Source organism: Gluconobacter oxydans (genome assembly GCF_006539685.1).
Taxonomy (GTDB): domain Bacteria; phylum Pseudomonadota; class Alphaproteobacteria; order Acetobacterales; family Acetobacteraceae; genus Gluconobacter; species Gluconobacter oxydans.
This window is the reverse complement of sequence record NZ_BJNM01000008.1, coordinates 21,569-40,781: the sequence shown is the minus strand read 5'-3', so window position 1 is coordinate 40,781 and position 19,213 is coordinate 21,569. Positions and strand designations below refer to the sequence as shown.

General features: G+C 58.6%; 13 protein-coding genes. 9 read left to right on the top strand and 4 right to left on the bottom strand.

All coding sequences use genetic code 11. The features are described from left to right. Nucleotides 1-135 precede the first annotated feature (135 nt). Both GOX01_RS05100 and GOX01_RS05095 read left to right on the top strand, forming a co-directional pair. A complete protein-coding gene (locus tag GOX01_RS05100) occupies nucleotides 136-735 on the top strand; it encodes a hypothetical protein (protein ID WP_226986644.1) in 600 nt (199 codons plus the stop codon). Between the two features lie 209 nt (nucleotides 736-944). Then, a complete protein-coding gene (locus GOX01_RS05095) occupies nucleotides 945-3,308 on the top strand; it encodes a putative bifunctional diguanylate cyclase/phosphodiesterase (RefSeq protein WP_062269407.1) in 2,364 nt (787 codons plus the stop codon). 15 nt (nucleotides 3,309-3,323) lie between these two features. Here GOX01_RS05095 and GOX01_RS05090 read toward each other — a convergent pair whose 3' ends face one another. Further along, nucleotides 3,324-3,974 (bottom strand): DNA-3-methyladenine glycosylase family protein, encoded by a 651-nt coding sequence (locus GOX01_RS05090; RefSeq protein ID WP_024716875.1) that lies wholly within the window; start codon nucleotides 3,972-3,974, stop codon nucleotides 3,324-3,326. A 237-nt stretch (nucleotides 3,975-4,211) separates the two neighbouring features. Between GOX01_RS05090 and GOX01_RS05085 the strand changes: the two genes are divergently transcribed. The 6 genes from GOX01_RS05085 to GOX01_RS05060 all read left to right on the top strand — a co-directional run bounded on the left by GOX01_RS05085 (nucleotide 4,212) and on the right by GOX01_RS05060 (nucleotide 11,488). Continuing rightward, nucleotides 4,212-5,330: an energy transducer TonB gene (locus GOX01_RS05085; RefSeq protein ID WP_024716874.1), complete on the top strand. Its 1,119-nt coding sequence runs from the start codon at nucleotides 4,212-4,214 to the stop codon at nucleotides 5,328-5,330. Nucleotides 5,331-5,407: 77 nt separating this feature from the next. Continuing rightward, nucleotides 5,408-6,343 carry a hypothetical protein gene (locus tag GOX01_RS05080; protein ID WP_011252530.1) on the top strand — a complete coding sequence of 312 codons (936 nt, stop codon included), beginning with the start codon at nucleotides 5,408-5,410 and terminating at the stop codon, nucleotides 6,341-6,343. Nucleotides 6,344-6,483: 140 nt separating this feature from the next. Further along, nucleotides 6,484-7,416, top strand: coding sequence for a ribose-phosphate pyrophosphokinase (locus GOX01_RS05075; protein ID WP_011252531.1), 933 nt, complete (start codon nucleotides 6,484-6,486; stop codon nucleotides 7,414-7,416). Between the two features lie 49 nt (nucleotides 7,417-7,465). Further along, complete coding sequence (locus GOX01_RS05070; protein ID WP_011252532.1) at nucleotides 7,466-8,125, top strand: histidine phosphatase family protein; 660 nt, start codon at nucleotides 7,466-7,468, stop codon at nucleotides 8,123-8,125. Between the two features lie 34 nt (nucleotides 8,126-8,159). Beyond that, nucleotides 8,160-10,031, top strand: coding sequence for a glycosyltransferase family 2 protein (locus GOX01_RS05065; RefSeq protein ID WP_011252533.1), 1,872 nt, complete (start codon nucleotides 8,160-8,162; stop codon nucleotides 10,029-10,031). Nucleotides 10,032-10,066: 35 nt separating this feature from the next. Next, the gene (locus tag GOX01_RS05060) at nucleotides 10,067-11,488 is read left to right on the top strand and encodes a glycosyltransferase family 2 protein (protein ID WP_011252534.1); all 1,422 of its coding nucleotides are present in this window, start codon (nucleotides 10,067-10,069) and stop codon (nucleotides 11,486-11,488) included. A gap of 16 nt (nucleotides 11,489-11,504) precedes the next feature. Here the strand turns inward: GOX01_RS05060 and GOX01_RS05055 are convergent, their stop codons facing one another. After that, nucleotides 11,505-12,329, bottom strand: a complete 825-nt coding sequence (locus GOX01_RS05055) for an IS5-like element IS12528 family transposase (RefSeq protein ID WP_011251455.1) — start codon at nucleotides 12,327-12,329, stop codon at nucleotides 11,505-11,507. Between the two features lie 181 nt (nucleotides 12,330-12,510). Between GOX01_RS05055 and GOX01_RS05050 the strand changes: the two genes are divergently transcribed. Beyond that, nucleotides 12,511-14,451: a M61 family metallopeptidase gene (locus GOX01_RS05050; RefSeq protein ID WP_062269218.1), complete on the top strand. Its 1,941-nt coding sequence runs from the start codon at nucleotides 12,511-12,513 to the stop codon at nucleotides 14,449-14,451. A gap of 124 nt (nucleotides 14,452-14,575) precedes the next feature. Here GOX01_RS05050 and GOX01_RS05045 read toward each other — a convergent pair whose 3' ends face one another. Both GOX01_RS05045 and GOX01_RS05040 read right to left on the bottom strand, forming a co-directional pair. Further along, nucleotides 14,576-16,096: an efflux transporter outer membrane subunit gene (locus GOX01_RS05045; protein ID WP_011252537.1), complete on the bottom strand. Its 1,521-nt coding sequence runs from the start codon at nucleotides 16,094-16,096 to the stop codon at nucleotides 14,576-14,578. Then, complete coding sequence (locus GOX01_RS05040; protein WP_011252538.1) at nucleotides 16,093-19,203, bottom strand: efflux RND transporter permease subunit; 3,111 nt, start codon at nucleotides 19,201-19,203, stop codon at nucleotides 16,093-16,095. Before GOX01_RS05040 ends, GOX01_RS05045 begins: the two co-directional genes overlap by 4 nt. Nucleotides 19,204-19,213: the final 10 nt, after the last annotated feature.

Genomic DNA, 19,213 nt, shown 5'->3' with positions numbered 1-19,213 from the left:
ACGCGGATGTACGCTCTACTGTTCTCCGAGCCTTTGGTAAATCGTGCCGAAATGCGTGTCTTTACACGAGAGAAAATCTATTCTTCCGCACTGGCCCGGGGCGCAGCCCATGGCGATAAAGACACTATTCGGGCCATGATGATCGGATGGTGGCCTTTTATTCAGGCTTTTGAGCGCGCTATTGATGTGCGCGTCGGTCATCTCCCCATCAAGCCGCTCGTCCAGCGCTTTGGCCAGAGCCGGATCAAGACCTTCTTTTCGGAAGCCCGTGAAGCCGTCCGCGAAATGAAGGAAGAGGAAGGGTCGCACGCCATCCTGTGGGCCGATGGTGCGAAGGAATTCGGCCTCGACCTGTTCGGGACCCACTACGACACGCTGCCGAGCGTCCAGAAACTGATTGCCAATGCCGACAGCGAAGATCCCGTGATCTTCTTCTCTTGGCTGGCCGCCGTGGAATACATCGCCGAAGAACTGGCCGCCTATCTCTGCCATGCGCCGAAGTTCACCAGCCTGTTCGCCAAGAAGCACTGGACCTGGGGTCTGGCCCATGACGAGCATGAGCATGACGGACCGTCCCATCTGGAAATCGACGAGGACCTGGCCCGCGCCTACTACCCGTCCAACGATCCGGACATCACGCGCGCAGCCCTGACCGCCAACATGCGCGAATGCATTGAAATGTTTGAAAAAGCGAGCTTCGAGATTTACGCCACGACGCCTGAAATGGCGCATTAACGAAATCTTAAGCCCTTATCGGCTATCTCCATGCCCGGTGTGCCATAACCGACGTGCGGAGATGTTGCCATCGACAGATTCGTCCGCCGCAAAGAAAAACTTCATAAATCCCTGTCATCGTGGCACCCTCCTCCTCTATTGGGAAGGTTCATGATGCTTCTGCCTGTCTCATCGGATCTTGCTGTCTCGTCCCAGTCAGGCGCAGCACAATGACCGCCCTGCTGACCCTGATGAAACAGGTGCGGCTTGCCCGGCTTTTCTCTTTCCGGACGGAAATCCCGGATGGAGCGGAAGAAGACATCCGGCTGTCACGCTGCCGGGTTCTGCGGGGGCTGAACTTCTTTCATTTCGTTCCCCAGATCAGCTGCGGCCCCATCGCCGGGCTCTGCCTGATGCGGAACTACCCGACCTACGGCATGATCCTCTGCGGGGCCGTCCTGTTCCTGCTGCTGGTCTACAACATCTGCTTCTATGCGATCCCGACCGAGAAGCTGGTCGATACCAGGCAGTCCTGGATCCTCAAGGGGCTCAATTTCGCATTCGCACTCTGCTGGATCACGCTGCCACCCGTCGTGTTCCCCTATGGCGACGCCAATGACAGGGTCCTGGTCGCCGGCATCATGGTTGGCCTGACGGCAACGACCATCACGCTGATGCCCCTGGCCGGCATGGGGGAGATCATTGCGCTCATGCTGGTCCTGTCGTGCTGCATCGCCCTTTTCCAGTCATGGGAAATCGATCACGGCTCGTTCTATTTCTATATCGCCCTCGAACTGGCGATTTACCTGTTTTTTGTCCTGTCCCTGACCATGGCAGTCCGGACCCTGTTCGCGGCGTTTCTGGTCAGCCGGTATTCGCTGGAGGAGCGCAACAGCATCGTCCAGCTCCTGCTGCGGAATGCGGATGATGATACCGGTGACTGGCTGTGGGAGACCTCCACGTCCGGAACACTGCAGAATGTCTCGGCCAGCCTGGCCTCCGCGTTCGGCAACAGCCGGGAATGGCTGGAAAACCGGAACTTCTTTGACATCCTGTCCGATCTGGCAGGCCCCGCGGCTTTCGACAGAGACGAACGGACAGGTCTTGGCCGCCTGCGGCAGTGCCTCGACAACCGGATCTTCTTCCGGGACATCGTGGTGTCGGGGGCCCTCCATGGCCAGCAGCGCTTCTGGTCGCTGAGTGGGCGCCCCATTTTCCAGGACCGGAATTTCATCGGATATCGCGGCGTCGGAACGGACGTGACCCAGACGCACTGGGCCCAGGAAAGCGCCTCTTTCCGGGCAAGACATGATCTGCTGACCGGTCTGCCCAACCGCGGCGCCTTCCTCGACGACATGGAAACCTATCTCATCGAGGCCGAGCGCACGGGGGAAGCCTTCGCGCTGCTCAATCTCGATCTGGACGGCTTCAAGCAGATCAACGACCGGTATGGCCACTCCGCCGGCGACGAGATGCTCCGGAAAGTCACCGTCGTACTGAGCCGGACGCTCAGCGAACGCCACAGGCTCTACCGGTTTGGCGGCGACGAGTTCATGCTGCTGGAACGTCAGACAACGCCTGCCCAGGCCGCCAACACGGCCACGGGACTGATCAACGCGCTGACGAATGTTCCCATCCGCATCGGGGAAGGCGTGCGCTGCGCGGTCGGCCTCAGCGTGGGAATCGTTCTGTCCATCGGGGGTTCGGAACGGGTGGGAAGCCTGCTGGAGGCCAGCGACCTTGCTCTCTACGAAGCCAAGAGCCTGGGCGGTCACACGCACCGTTTCTACAATCCCGAACTGCGCACCGTGGCCAAGCGCAACCGCGACCTGATCCGTGCCCTCCCCGAAGCACTGGAAGAAGGGACACTGGGCATTGTCTACCAGCCCTTCTTCAACACACAGAGCCAGAAACTCTGTGGATTCGAGGCGCTGATCCGCTGGTCCCATCCCGAATATGGCCGTGTCCCGCCCGAACGGATCATCCAGCTGGCGGAAGAAGCCGGGCTGATCCATCACCTTGGCGTCTACGTCATGGAAAAAGCCTGCGTTTTCGCCCGCGAATGGGATGAGGGGCTGGTTCTGTCAATCAATGTATCGGTCGGCCAGCTTGAGGCTCCGGCTTTCCTGAAGGACACGTTCCGGATTCTCGAGAAGACCGGGTTTCCGGCCCGCTGCCTTCAGATCGAGATGACCGAAAACATCTTCATGGAGCCGGATGCCGCGACATTCACCCTGCTGAGCCGCCTTCAGAACGCCGGGATTTCCATCGCGCTCGATGATTTCGGCAAGGGGTTCTCGTCGCTCGGATATCTGCGGTTCTTCCCGTTCTCGAAAATCAAGCTGGATGGTCTTTTCGTCAGGGACATGCTGCGCGAATCCCGTGCGGCTTCCATCGTGCGCGCCGTGGTCGATCTGTCCATCGATCTGGGCGTGGCGGTCACGGCGGAAGGGGTGGAAAGCCAGGAACAGCTGTCCTATCTCAGGCGCCTCGGCTGCACGGAAGTCCAGGGATATCTGCTGTCACGCCCGCTCTCCCCGGAAGATACCAAGCAGTTCATGGCTACGACCCCGGCCATGATGGAATCCTCGTAACCCCGAAGGCAGGACTCACGAGGTCAGCGGATTAGGCGCCGTTTTTTTCCCTTCCTCGGCCACACGCCAGCAATACCAGGCCAGCGTCGAGCGATGGGGGGCGAAACGTTCCGTCTCCTCTTTCAGCGCTTTCGGTTTGGGAGGCAGGTCCATTTTCCGGATCCGTCTCCACCCCTCCCGCACGCCGAAATCATCGACCGGCATCACGTCGGGCCGGTTGAGCGTGAACATCAGGAGCATCTCGACCGTCCATCGTCCGATGCCACGCAGGGTGACGAGACGCGCGATCAGCTCTTCATCCGTCATGACGGATGCCTCGGCGCGACTGGGGACGAGGCCATCCAGCCGGGCCTGCGCGAGGCCTTTCATGGCCAGGATCTTGTTTCCCGAAAGACCACAGGCCCGCAGGCGTTCCTCGGAAAGGGACAGAATCCGCCCGGGCGCAGGCGGCGGTCCGTCAACGCTCTCCTGCGCACCCAGAAGGCAGAGGCGGCCGAATATTTTCCGGGCCGCCGCGCCATGCAACTGCTGTCCGGCGATGGCGCGCAGAAGGGCATCATAGGGTTCCTGCCCGTTATCCCCGCGCAGCGTGCATGGCCCGATACGGGCGATGACAGCGGCAAGATCGGGATCCGCGCCCAGAAACAGCGTGGCAGAATCAGCCATCAGGAGCATGCCTTTCCGGAAGTTAAGGTTTGCGTGACTCTTTGTGTCTTTCTTGGGTCTCGCATTACTGCCATGATACGCCAATACAGACGCCCACCCCCAGCCCCGGATAACCAGCCTGCCGGATGACAACCCCGACCGCCCTGGTGCAAAAGGTCTGGCGATGATGCGACGCCACCTTCTCTTCGCCGACCGGCTGTTTTCTGCCAGGTCCTTTCCAGACAGGCTGTGCCGCGTATGAGCGGAACGGTTACCGTCACGTCTGGAAAGCCGCCGAAGCGCGAACCCCAGCTTTTCGCCCCCTCGGCGCGGACCGCTCCCGCACGCCCGCAGCACGCCCCCGCCGGCACCCGGGAGCGGCTGAGGGATTACGTTCCGCCATCGGTTCCGGTGCGCCCGGTCCTGACGCCGATGATGCGGCCGCAGACCATCGTCGAGAACGGGCCGACGGTTCCGTTCATTTTCTCGGCGGGACTGCACGCGGCTGTTCTGGCGTTCCTCCTGATGCAGCATCACGGCATGCATGGCTCGCCGGCCGGGCAGGAAGAGCCGCAGGTCGAAATGGTCTTCGATACGCCGCCGTCGAAAAGCAGCATGCGTGGACCCCGCGCGCGGGACGAGGGCGGCGCTCCGCCACCTCCCTCAGCCCAGAGCCCGGAAGAGACACAGGAAAACCAGCAGCAGCCGCAGAAGGAACAGTCCACGCCCACGCCGGCCGTCCCGACCCCCGAGACGCCGTCCGCGCCTGACGTCCCGCAGGAACCCTCGGCCGAACTGCCCAAGACAGCGCCGACCCCGGCCCCCGTCACGCCGGGTGCGGCCCCGAGCCAGCGCAGCCAGCAGACATCGCCGCATGCCCATCGCTCGCAGCGTTCCGTCCGCTCCGACCGGAACAACCCGTTCGCGCATCCGATGGATCTGTCGTTCGGCGAGCAACCTTCGCCCTATCGCCGCCGTCGTGGGCGTGCGTCCGGTTCCGGCGGCCCGATCGACATGTCCCTGGGTCCGCTCAGCATGAACGGCGCCATCAACGCACCGTATCAGACCCGCACGAGCGTCAAGGGCGTCAGCGAGGATTACGGCGGGGAAATCGACCGCTGGATCCGGGCTCACATGTACTATCCGGAAGAGGCCGCGCGGGCCGGCGAGGACGGTCCGTCTTCGGTGCATGTCGTGCTGGACCGTTCGGGACATGTGAAGTCCGTCCGGCTGATGAGCCAGTCCGGTTCGTACTCGCTGGATGCCGCGACGACCGGCATGTTCCAGGGGGCGCATCTGCCGCCAGTTCCGCCGGACATGAAGGGTGACCATTTCGACATCGACGTGACGATCAACTACATCCTGATCCGCCGCTAAGAAGGGCGCGCGGCTTCGACAACGGAGCCGCAATCCCATACAGTCCACCGGGTCACTGCCCTGTTACCGGAGCCCCGATGCGCCGCCTCTGTCCTGTTCTGCTGCCTCTCTGCTTTCCCCTTGTCCTGGGGGGATGCTTCAGCCTTTCGCGGCCTTTCGCCGATCCGGGGCAGCAGGCCAGATATCTGACAGCGGCCAATCTGCCCCCGGCCCGGCTGGCCGTTCCAACGCCCACGGAGTCCCTGCTGTCTGACGATGCCGCCGCGCTCTGGGCCCATGACATGGCGCAGGCGATGGTTGGCCAGTCCGTCCCGGCCATCGCACAGCCTCGCAAGAAGGGAGACTGGTGGCTGAAAATGAGCGCGGCCACACGGAACGGGGCCGTCGTGCCCCATTACGTCATCATGACACCGGAAGGAAAAATCCGGGCGGAAACGGATGGCCCTGCCGTGGACATGGCGGGATGGAGCGCTGGCGACAGGCTGGCACTTCAGGGCGCCGCGGTTCAGGAAGCTCCGCAACTGGCGAACCTGCTGACGGGCATCCAGGCCAACATGATGCAGCAGGACCCGCACAGTCTCATGAACCGGCCCGCGAAGATCTGCTTCAAGGGTGTCACCGGTGCGCCTGGAGACGGAAACATCGCCCTGGCCCGCGCCTTCTATGCGTCGCTGCCGGACAAGACCAACACGGTGACAACGACCGAAAAGGGCGCGGATTTCATCGTCCGCGGCACGGTCGATCTCAAAACGGGCGCACCAGGCAGCACCGGCCACGCCGTCGATCATATCGAAATCGTCTGGCATGTCCTGACCCCGGATGGAAAGGAAGCCGGGGCTGCGACCCAGTTTCACGACATCGCACCCCATTCGCTGGACGGGGCCTGGGGCGATACCGCCGACATGGCCGCCGACGAAGCCGCACAGGGCGTACGCACCATCGTCACCAACTATTCAGGCCGTAACCACGCCCCCCTGCCGGAAACAAAACCCGCACCGAAAAAAGCGGCCTGAGACTTCTGCCCTCGGACAGCCATGCGTTCTTTTGCGGGACTGGTACGCACAAACAATGAGACTGGATGGATGACAGGGCGCCCCTGCACTGTTAGAAGGCCAGCAACTTCCCTGTCGGACACCGGACGAGGCCGTTTTTCATGAAGATCGTAGCCTGCAACAGTAACCTGCCGCTGGCCCGTGCGGTCGCACATGAACTGCGGATGCCGCTGTGCAAGACCGTGGTGAAACGCTTCGCCGATGGCGAGGTATTCGTCGAGATTCAGGAAAACGTCCGCGGTGAGGATGTCTTCGTCGTGCAGAGCACCTGCATGCCGACGAACGACCATCTCATGGAGCTGCTGGTCATGCTTGATGCGCTACGTCGCGGATCGGCCAAGCGTGTCACGGCTGTCATGCCGTATTTCGGCTATGCCCGGCAGGATCGCAAATCCGGCCCCCGCACACCGATCAGCGCCAAGCTCGTCGCGAACCTGCTGACCGAAGCCGGCGCAAACCGCATCCTGACGATGGACCTGCACGCCATGCAGATCCAGGGCTTCTTCGACATCCCGACCGACAATCTCTATGCCGCGCCGCTCTTCGTGCGTGACCTGAAGGCCCGCCTGCCGGACCGCGAACTCATCATCGTCTCGCCGGACGTCGGCGGTGTGGTCCGTGCCCGTCAGCTCGCGCAGCGCCTGAACGTGGACCTCGCGATCATCGACAAGCGTCGCGAACGCGCCGGTGTCTCGGAAGTCATGAACGTCATCGGTGATGTCGCCGGCCGCTACTGCGTACTGGTGGACGACATCATCGACAGTGGCGGATCGCTGTGCAACGCCGCCAATGCCCTCATGAGCCGTGGCGCGGAAGGCGTTGAGGCCTATGTCACTCACGGCGTTCTGACTGGCAATGCCTGCCAGCGCGTGAAAGACAGTCCGCTGAACATGCTGACGCTGACTGACAGTATTCCGGCAACCGAGGCTCTTCTCGAGACCCCGAACATCCGTCAGATCACTACAGCCAACCTGCTGGCCCGGGCCATGAGCGCCGTTGCCGATGAAAGCTCGGTCTCCTCTCTCTTCGACTGATTTTTCACCGGCCTGCTTCACGGTCCAGCCTTCGTGAACGGACTTTCCCATGTCGCAGATTGCCCCCAAGCCCTACTGGTATCTCCGTCACGGTGAGACCGACTGGAACCGTCAGGGACTGGCACAGGGGCGGACCGATATCCCGCTCAATGAAACCGGCCGACAACAGGCCCTGCAGGCTGGCAGGGTTCTCGCCAGCCTTTTCGACAACGGGCAAAAACCTTTCGACCGTATCGTGTCCTCTCCGCTGACGCGCGCTTTCGTCACGGCAGAAACTGTTCAGAAAACAATTCAGCATTACACAGGTATCACCCTTCCGCTGCATGTGGATGATAATTTACAGGAAGTCTGCTTCGGGATTCAGGAAGGCACCCCCATGGGGGACTGGTACAGACCCTGGATTGAAGACGGCCTTACCCCCGAAGATGCTGAAAGCTTTGGAGCATTGACGGACAGAGCCCGCCTGGCCGTCAATGAGGCACTGGCAAACCCCGATATTCCCCTGATTGTTGCGCATGGGGCCCTGTTCAGGGGCCTGCGACATGCGATGAATCTTCCGGTCGACATACGCCTTCCCAATGCAGTTCCAGTCGCCTTGAAATTCACGCGAACGGGTTGGCAGACCGAGATGCTGGATCCATCAGTCTCTGCGACAAACGGTACTCTCCTTCACTCCAAAGACCCTCTTGAATATAAAAGTGAACAATGATCTTATGAAAGATATTCTAGAGGAGAATAATGGAATGGAATTCTTCCATTTAAAAACATTTCATGGAACCACTCTATTTTTCTGCTCGGAAGAGCGTACCTTAAAGCATTCGAACGAAAAGCAGGCGTCGTATATTGACGTCGTCATTGCCCAGTCCCCGGAAAATCCAGCTTTCTTTATTATCGCACCCGTCACTATCGGGGAGGACGTGGAAAAAATCCGTCCTGAAGAAAACACCCTTTTCAAGGACAGGTTTTTCGTTTTTGAAATCGGATTCCAGAACAACAACAAGTTGTCCCTTCTTTCTCTTGAAGAAAAAAAGTTTTTTTCGGCAGATCCTTTTGGAAACCTCGCTTTCAATCGAGAGGAAAGCCGGGAGTGGGAAATTTTTTCCCTATCCCCTAATCAGGTTGCATTAGACGAAAAATCCATAAGAATATTTTATGAAATCAATAAATTTGTTTCAAATAAAAATAATATAGAAAAATCCATTCGCGAAATAAGTCTTTCGAACAAAAATATCAGAGTCGAGCTTTTTAACCTGTTTTCCCGATCTCTGAACGCAACACGCCGCAAAACTTTTTCCAAAATCCTCACAACCGCCTTCCTGAACATCCCCGGCGAAAATTATTTCAATATCCTTGAAATAATCAATCACATCCCTCACGCAGAATGGGTCCACAGGGCACTTCTGGAGCTGGCACAGTGGAATGTACGTAGAAACAGATGTTCCATCAGAAAGGCCGCAGGCGAATATGATTTCCTGGGATATGGACATATCAGGGATCGCGGGAACGGAATTTACTGGGGATCTGTAATCCTTGGCATCGCCCGGGAGGCAATTGAAAGCAGAAAAGACATTGCTCTTCTGGCGACAGCCCGGGACGAAGGGATTTATTTTCTGGAATGGATAGCCCATCACCGCGTCATCGGAATAAAAGATTTCTTTATTTATACCAATGACAACACGGATGGTTCTGATGCCCTATTGAAAGTTCTCGCCGAAAATGGGGAAATTACCTGGATCAACAATACCAGTAACCCTGTTCCAGGCATCAACATGCAGTTCAAAGCCTACAACCATGCTTTGACGACACTCCCTGAAATCCTTGATTTCCGCTGGTGTGCAGTTGTCGATATCGATGAAGCCATTCTCCCATCCGAAGAGAGCAAAAATAGCATATTACCCATTATTTCAGCCCGAAATGAACAGGATGTAGACTGTTTTTCTCTAAGTTGGAGAGTTTATTACCCAAATGGACGTTTAACATGGTCAAATGAAATTTCCGCAGAGCGCTTTATCGAAGGCGAAAAGCATCCTCTTGTTAAATCAATTTTCAAAACCAGCCTGTTCAACTATTCATACGCGCATCACCCGGAATGCTCCTATTCACTGAGAGTGTATGCGACTGTAGACGGGAATATTTATCCCCCCAGCCAGACAACAAGCGAAGATCTTAACTTTACGCAGTCTTCAACCGAATGGGCACATGTCTGTCACTACCATCTGCGTTCTTTCGAAGAATACATCTGGAAATTTTCCCGTGGAGAAAATGACGGCAAGGGCGTCGTAAAGAACAAGCACTTCAGATATAATAGTCCTGCTATTTTCAGTCTTTTCGCACAGACTTTTGAAGTCGAAGGCACCTCGCCCGCTTCACGCTTGGCTGAAGATATCCGTACCGAGATGCGTCGTCTGACCAACATCCCCGGTGTGGCAGAAGCAATGCAGGAAATTATTTTTCGATATTGCACTGCATCTGCAGTTTTCGTTGAAGAAAGCCTTCAGAGTATGTCAGTAGATGACCGCATTGACCCGGATACCAAACAGGTGTGGGAAAAACTCTGTTCGTCCTGGCGCAATGATAGAGCGCAGACCCAGAACAGTGTTCTGTCAAAAGAATAAATTATAAATCTATTAAAGAGCTCTGGAAACACGACATGAAATACAATGAAACCATTCTCACCTATGCGATCGAGCCTCTTGCGTGCACCGAGAATCACGGGATCCGCCCCAAACCGAAATACACATACTCACTTGTTGCCTGCGCAAAGTGGGAGGAAAAATATATCTGCGAGTGGCTGGAGTATCATCGTTCTATCGGCATAGATCATATTTATCTTTATTCGAATGATGACTGCCCTGACGTCATTTATGATCGTATTCGCCCCTATATTTCAGGATCTGATCCCTTTGTAACATTCAGGCATTATCCAATACCTGGCCAGCAATATCAGATGTATTTTCACTTCCTGAGGAATTTTTCTACAGAAACCGAATGGCTGATGTTTCTGGACATTGATGAATTTCTTTGCATCAAGGGAAGTAACTTCCTTCCCTCTTTCATGTCCCGCATACCAAAAGAAATCGATGGAATTCACTTCAATTGGTGCTGTTATGGGAATAACGGATACAAAGACAGACCCGATGGCAGCGTTCTCATAAACTATACGAAGCGCGAAAGATGGGCCAATCCATATACAAAGGTGCTGATCAGAAGCAAAAAAGTTCCTTATAAGGACATTTACAGAACTTCCAGCTCTCCAATAATGCATGAATATAACAGCCTCGATCCTGATCTCAATATGATCAATGTGTTAGGTGAGAGCGTTAGTAAATATTATACTAACTTTCCAGAAACAGCTTGGGAAATGCTGAACTCGGAGGAGCGAAAACAAAAAATACTCACAGTTGCCTATGTTGCGCACTTTTCCATGAAGTCAGATACGGATTTTGAATTACGTATCCAGCGTGGAACAAGCGGAGATTACCGCAGCGAACTGGTATGGGGTACTTATTCTCAGGAACAACGCACCAACTACCATGAAACTACCAACGAAATATCTGACCTTTACCTTCACGAATACTGGCTATCACAGACCGCACGGGCCTGGGATTTCAGCATTTTCCCTCCGAGCCGATGGGGAAATATCTCACAAGGCATGACTGCCACTCAGATTTCCACAGTTCATGCAGGCACGGTCGAAGAAGATGCACGTCGTGTGCTATCCGGGAATCTCTGCGGTAAATGTCAAAACCATACGGCCCTGGAACATAATCCATGGTGGGAAATTGACCTTGAGTCGATCTGCCTTGTCCATGAAATGCGGCTCTTCAACCGGCTTGATGGCGTTCCTGAGCGCGTTGCAAATTTTGTTCTTCAGGGATCCCTTGATAACCAGGAATGGTTTGTGATGACGCGCAAAAATGACGGCATCATTTATGGTGGAGCTGACGGCCATCCTTACATCTGGATTGACCAGTCTGGCATTCAGGCCCGCTTTCTCAGGATAACGATCCTTGGAGAGGAAACCTACCTGCATTTCGATCAGATTCAGTTCTTTGGAGAAAAGGCTTCATAAAAGCCCTTTTGGAAATTCACGGATGAGCGTTTCGGCGTAGCATGAGGCTTCCCATGGCGATGTGGATCATGGCCTCTGCGACGTCGATCCGCTGTTCGTAGTCCTTCACAAGGCGACGCCAGCGGATCATCCAACCGAAGGTCCGTTCCACAACCCACCGACGCGGCAGGATTTCAAACCCTTTTGCTGTCTCTGACCGCCGGATGATCTCGACTGTGAAGTCGAGAAAAGTGGCCTTATCCATCAACTGGAGGCGGTCATAGGCTCCATCGGCAAACAGGTGCTTCACCCAAGGCCAGCGTTTACGAATGGCATCAAGGATCATCTGTCCTCCTGCACTGTCCGAAATATCGGCTGTTGTCAGCTGGACCAGGAGAAGGCGGCCATCCGTATCAACTGCGATGTGACGTTTCCGACCGACGATCTTCTTGCCTGCGTCATAACCACGTGTCTTTGCGTGGGGTGCCTTGATACTCTGGCTATCAATGACACCACCCGATGGACTGGTTTCGCGTCCTGCCGCTTCACGATCGAGCATCAGACAGACATCATGAATGGTCTGGAACAGGAAACGGCGCATCAGCCTGCGGAACCACCAGTAAACCGTTTGCCATGGGCCAAAATGAACCGGAAGCATCTCCCAACCGCAGCCTGAGCGCACGAGATAGCGCAGAGCATTGATGATCTCACGGAAATCGGTTGTCCGTTTCCGACCACGCCGGTTCGCAGGGGGCATCAGAGGCGCTATGCGCTCCCATTCCTCATCTGTCAGATCAGACGGATAGCGTTTCGTCTTGCGTGTAATTCCGGCCATGCGGCCTCGTTGTGCTGGCGTCCACATCCTGCCTTTGAATCACGCTCAAAACCTCTTGAAAACCTATCATAGCGAATTTCCAAAAGGGCTCTAAGGAGCCAGCGGTCCGGACCTGCAAATAAGACCAGTCTTTCAGGCTTCCATCTTGTGAAGGTCCGCATGGCCGGTTAGGGATTGAAGTAATTTGATTTACAAGCGGAATATCCTCATGTCCTCTCTGCGTCTTCTGGCCGCCCTGACGGCTTTCAGCGGTCTGGTCTCTCCCGCGCTTGCCCAGACCCAGCCCATGCCGCTGCCCATGCCAGCTCCCGTCCCGGAACCTCAGGACCGTCCCTTCCCGGGCAGTCTGACCGTTTCGGTCGATGCGACCGACACGGTCCATCACGTCATGTCCATCCATGAGACGGTTCCGGTGCCGAAAGAGGCGCAACAGAAGGGCGAGATGGTCCTTCTGTATCCAATGTGGATCCCCGGCGACCATTCCCCGACGGGCGTCATCGAACAGTTCGCCAGCCTGCGCGTGCAGAGCGGTGGCCGCACACTGAACTGGAAGCGCGATACGGTGAACGTCGCCGCCTTCCACATCCCGGTCTCCAGCAGCACGCCGAGCCTGGATCTGCATTTCCAGCTTATGACCCCGATCGCGCCGGGTATGGGCCGGATCGTCATGACGCCATCCATCGTCAACGTGCAGTGGGATCAGGTTTCACTCTACCCGGCAGGGTATTTCACCCGCGATATTACGGTGCAGCCTTCCGTACGCGTGCCGCATGGCTGGCAGATCGGCTCGGCCCTCCGCGCCGCCACCTATGGCGACGAGACGCATTTCAACGCCACGACCTTCAATACGCTCGTGGACTCGCCGATCTATGCCGGACGCTATTTCCGCAAGTTCGACCTGACCGGCCCGGACCATGTTCCGGTTTCGCTGGATGTCGTAGCGGATGATCCGGACTCACTGGATGCCACGCCCCAGCAGGTTGCCGCGCATCAGAACCTCGTGCGTCAGGCGACATCCCTGTTCGGCTCGCATCACTATGACCACTACGACTTCCTGCTGGCCCTGACGGAAGAACTCGGCGGCATCGGCCTCGAGCATCACCAGTCCAGTGAGAACAGTGCGGCTCCGGGCTATTTCACGGAATGGGACAAGACGTTCCCCACGCGTGACCTGCTGGCTCATGAATACACCCATTCCTGGAACGGCAAGTATCGCCGTCCGGCCGATATGTGGGCGCCGAACTTCAACACGCCGCAGCGTGGCTCCCTGCTCTGGGTGTATGAAGGGCAGACGCAGTACTGGGGCAATGTCCTGGCTGCACGTTCGGGTCTCGTGACCAAGGATCAGGGCTTCGAAGCCCTGGCCTATATGGCGGCGTCCTATGACAACCAGACGGGCCGTCAGTGGCGTCCGCTGGAAGACACGACGAATGATCCGGTCATCGCCCAGCGTGCCCCGCTCTCATGGCGCGACTGGCAGCGTTCGGAAGACTATTACGTCGAAGGCCAGCTCGTCTGGCTGGATGCCGATGCGCTGATCCGCAAGCTGTCAGACGGTCACAAGTCTCTGGATGATTTTGCAAAAGCCTTCTTCGGCACAAACAGCGGCAGCTTCGTCGTCAGCCCCTATCAGTTCGACGATGTGGTCGCGACGCTCAACAGCGTACAGCCCTATGACTGGGCGAAGTTCCTGCATGACCGTCTGGACACGATCCAGCCGCATGCGCCGCTCGATGGCCTGACCAATGGCGGCTACAAGCTGGTCTACACGTCCAAGCCGACCTCCTTCATCAAGGCCAGTGAAGCCGCCCGCCATGCCACGGACCTGTCCTTCTCCCTCGGCCTGACCGTGACCGGCGCCGGACATGTGGGACGTGAGCACTGGATGAGCCCGGCCTTCAAGGCGGGCATCGTTCCGGGCATGACGATCCTGGCCGTCAACGACATGAGCTTCACGCCGCAGCGTCTGCTCCATGCCGTCACGGACGCGCAGAAAGATCCGAAGCAGGATATTCGTCTGATCGTGAAGTCCGGCGACCATGTCAGCACGGTCTCCATCCCCTATCACGACGGTCTGCGTTACCCGCATCTGGAGCGCATCGAAGGCACACCGGATCGCCTGAGCGCGATTTACGCACCGCGTCCGTAAGGGCGTGTTCTCAGGGGCTCTGCCCCGGAACCCCGCAAAGGGACGCGGTCCCTTTGATCCCGATTAAACGGTTTCCAAAGGCCCCCGGCCTTTGGCGGGTTTCAGGGCAGAGCCCTGAGCGCCCTCACCAAGGCAGCAGCGACTTCCCGAGCGACTTCTGTGCTGCCGGCGTCATGCCCATGTCATTGCGGTTCCACCAGCCGCCACCCAAGGCCTGAAACAGCCCCACGCTGTCGGAGAACCGCGCGCCCTCGGCCTGAACATAGGCCAGACGGGCCTGTGCATTGGTCTGCTGGGCCTGAAGCATGACCAGTTCGCTGACATCGCCAAGACGAAGCTGCCCCTGGGCGATTTTCAGGCTCTGGGACGTTGCCTTCAGCGTATTCTCATTGGCCGTCAGGGCATCGGCGTCGAAGGTCACGGCATGCAGACTGTCTGCCACGTCCTGGATCGCGGACAGGACCGTGGCCTTGTACGTCTCATTGGCCTGAAGCAGGTTGTCGCGCGCCTGACGCTCGGCATGCAGAAGCGAACCGCCCTGGAAGATTGGCTGCATGACGGTTGCGGCGATCGTCCAGTTGCCATAGCCGGGCTTGAAGAAATCACTCATGACCCCGACCGCCTGCGCCGGCGTGGCGCTGAGCTGCACGTTCGGCAGACGGTTGGCGATGGCCACGCCGATCTGCGCACTGGCGGACTGGATCTGTGCCTGAGCAGCGCGGATGTCAGGCCGCTGGTTCAGCAGGTCCGAAGGCAGCGAGACGGGAAGCGTCTTCGGCAGGGTAAACTGCTCAAGCCGGAACTCCGGCAGCGGTGAATTGGGCGTCACGCCGACCAGCACGGCCATCTGGTCCCGCGTCTGGGCCAGTTGCAGGTTCAGACCCGGCAGCGTCGCCTCAAGCTGGGCCACGGATGCCAGCTGCTGGGCCATGTCCTGCCGCGACGCATTGCCGAGACCCTGCTCGGCCGTCACGGTTTTCAGCACGGCGCGCTGGCTGCGGATGAGCTCGTTCGTGGCGTCAATTTCGGCGCGGATCGTGGCTTCCTCGATCGTCGCATTCACGAGATCGGAAATCATGGTCAGCGCGGTCGCTTCAAGCTGGAACTTCTGCAGATCCGCCTGGGCCCCGGCCGCCTCGATCGCCCTGCGCGTGCCTCCCCACAGATCCGGCACATAGCCGATATTCAGCTGCGCGGTATGAACGTTGTACAGCCAGACATTGGCGTTCGGGATCGGCGAGTAGACGCGCGATGTCTTGTTCCGTGTCGGATTGAACGAGGCGGAGAGCGTTGGATACAGCCCGGCACCCTCGATCCGGCGCTGTTCCCAGGCGGATTTCAGCCCCTGCTGCATGGCACGCAGGGACTGGTTGTTTGCCAGCGCCTGATCGACGAGCGCATTCAGGTTCGGATTGCCGAACACCGTCCACCACTGGCCCGGAATATCCACGCCTGACTGGAACTGCTGCTGCACGGTAGCACCAACCACGCCATGCCCGGCCGTAGCTGTCAGGCGCGCGCCCTGATAGGCCATGTTTTTCGGCAGGTCCGGGCGATGGAAATCCGGACCGACCGCACAGGCTGAAAGCACGGTCAGACACAGAAGAAGCGAAACACGGCGGGACATTCTGGAGCGCAGCATCATGATCCGGCTCCGTCTGCGGCAGGTTTCGGACGCTTCTTCGCATCCCGGCGTTCAACCCACATTTCAAGCTCGCTGAAATAGACCGGCAGGGCGAACAGCGTCAGCAGCGTGGCAATGCCCAGACCGCCCACGACGACCGTTGCCAGACCGCGCTGCACGTCGGTGCCCACGCCCGTGGCGAGTGCTGCCGGGAACATGCCTGCTGTCGCGACCGTGGCGGTCATGAGGACCGGGCGGAAGCGTTCGGCCGCACCGGCGATGGTCGCATCGCGCACACCCAGACCTTCCACACGATGGCGGTTGATGCTGGCAATCATAATAATGCCGTTCTGCACCGCCACACCGAACAGTGCGATGAAGCCCACGGCAGTCGCGATATTCAGCGTCTCACCCCGGACATGCAGCGCGATCAGGCCACCCAGCGTTGCCAGTGGCACGACACTGAGGATCAGCAGGGCCTGACGGATCTTGCGGAACTCGGCGAACAGCAGAACCAGCATGACGGCGAACATCACGCCCAGCGCAATCATCAGGCGCTTCTGGGCCCGCTCTTCCTGCTGGAAGGAGCCGGCCCATTCGAGCGTGTATTTTTCCTTGTCGTAATGCAGCTGCTGGTCGATGCGACCCTGCGCGTCCGCCAGATACTGCGAGAGCGGCCGCTTGCCGTTGTCCACGCGGATGGTAATCTGGCGGTGGCTCATTTCATGGGCGATGTTGCTCTCGCCCATATGCAACCCGACATGCGCGACCTGCGACAGCGGGATATAGGCCCCTTCCGCATCCAGAAGCGGAATCTGGGACAGCGACTGCATGTCCTGCAGATCCTTGCGGCGGATATGCAGCGTCGCGTTGTAGAAGCGATCATCCACATAGACGGTCGTGATGGGCGCATCGCCGATGGCGTTCGACACCACATCGGAAATATCCGAGATGTTGATACCGTAACGCGCCGCGGCCAGACGGTCGGCCACCACGTCGATCTGCGGGATGCGCGGCTCCTGGAAGATCGACGCCTCGGCCGTTCCCGGAACCTGATGGAGAATGTCCACGATCTGCTGGCCGATACGGCGCAGTTCCTGGAAGTCATTGCCATAGACGCGCAGGACGAGCGGGCTGTGCGCACCGCCGACCAGATCGCTCATATTATCCTGGATCGGCTGGCTGATGCCGAAATCGATCCCCGGAATCCTGGACAGACGGGCGCGCAGACGCTCGACGAACTGCGACTTCGTCTCGCCGGAGGGCCACTGGTCATAGGGCTTGAGCCCAACCGGCATCTCGATATGCGACGGCGTCCAGGGATCAGTGCCGTCATCCGAACGGCCAAGCTGCGTGATGGCGTAGGATGTCTCGGGGAACTCACGAACGGCATGCCGCAGTTCGTTGGCGATGGACTCGCCCTTTTCCAGCGAAATCCCCGTCGGCATCTGCACCTGAAGCCAGAGTGACCCCTCGTCCAGATCGGGCAGGAACTCACGTCCGATCGTCGCGCCCAGGATCACGACCGCGACCATGGCCGCAACACCGGCGCCATAGGCGATCAGCGGACGGTCGATGAAATGGCCGAGCCAGTGCGTATAACGCGCATGCAGCCATTCCAGCGGCCGGTTGTGCCAGATGTGCCTGGGCTTGTGCAGGGCCAGATAGGTCAGGGACGGAATGAGCGTCAGGGCGCAGAGCAGCGCACCGAGCAGCGCAAAACTGACGGTATAGGCCATCGGACGGAACAGCTTGCCCTCGCTGCCCTCGAAGGCGAAGAGCGGGCTGTAGGCCACGATGATGACGAGCGTGGACGAGAAGATCGCCCGCCCCGCGCGCTGGGCGACGGGCAGGACTTCGGACGGAACGAGCGCCTCGGTCGGGCGCTCCTCGCGGATGCGGAGGATCGTCTCGGTGATGACGATGGCACCATCCACGATCACGCCGAAATCGATGGCGCCGAGCGAGAACAGGTTTGCCGACATGCCGAAGCTGTGCATCAGCACGAACACGACCGACAGCGCGAGCGGGATCGTCACGGCCGTGACGATGGCACTGCGGGGACTGCCAAGGAACAGGGTCAGGATCACGCCGACGAGGAGAATACCCTCGATCATCGTTTCCGTGACCTTGTGGGTCGTGGACAGGACCAGATGGTCACGGTCCATATACGGCACGATGCGGACATGGCTCGGCGCGAGCTGCTGCTGGAGCTTGGCCACCGTGCTGTGAAGCCCGTCGAGCACAAGCGAGGGGTTCTCCCCGCTCAGCATCGTCACCACGCCTTCGATGGTATCCGGATTCTTGTCTTTGCCCAGAATGCCCTGACGGACCTGATGCCCGAACTGGACCTGCCCCAGATCCTTGACGAAGACCGGCACGCCGCCGTGGCTTGCGACGACGATATTGCCCATGTCGTCCAGCGTATGGATCATGCCGATCCCGCGGATGATGTAGGACTGCTCGCCCCGGCTGACGCGGCCACCGCCGGCATTGACGTTGCTGTTGCGGATGGCGGTCAGCACGTCCTCAAGACCAACGTGGTAGCGCATCAGCGATGCCGGATCGAGAACGAGCTGGTACTCGCGCGTCAGGCCACCGAAATTGTCTACACTGACGACGCCGGGCACGTGCTGGATCGCGGGGATGATGGTCCAGCGCTGGAGATCGGACAGCTCCAGCAGGTTCTTGTCGTCGGATTCCAGCGTGTAGCGGTAGATCTCGCCGCTTGGACCGGAAATCGGGCCGAGCGACGGCATGGCGCCATTGCTCAGCGGGTTGTTGGCAAGCTGCGTCTCCACGAGCTGGCGCGCCGCGTAGACATTCGTGCCTTCACGGAAGATCAGCGTGATCAGCGACAGGCCGAACGTGCTGGTGGAGCGGCTGTCCGTCACGCCGGGAACGCTGGCCAGCGTCCGCTCAAGCGGGATCGTGACCTGCTGCTCCATTTCCTCGGCGGCCAGACCCTCCTGCTGCGTCGTGATCGAGACACTGACCGCACCCAGATCCGGATAGGCCTCGACCGGCAGGATCTTCCAGGAAAGACCACCGAGAAGCGCCAGGATCAGGGCGGAAAAGAAAACGATGTTCCGGTGGTTGAAGCACCAGGAGATGAAACGTTCGATCATCAGCTCAGGG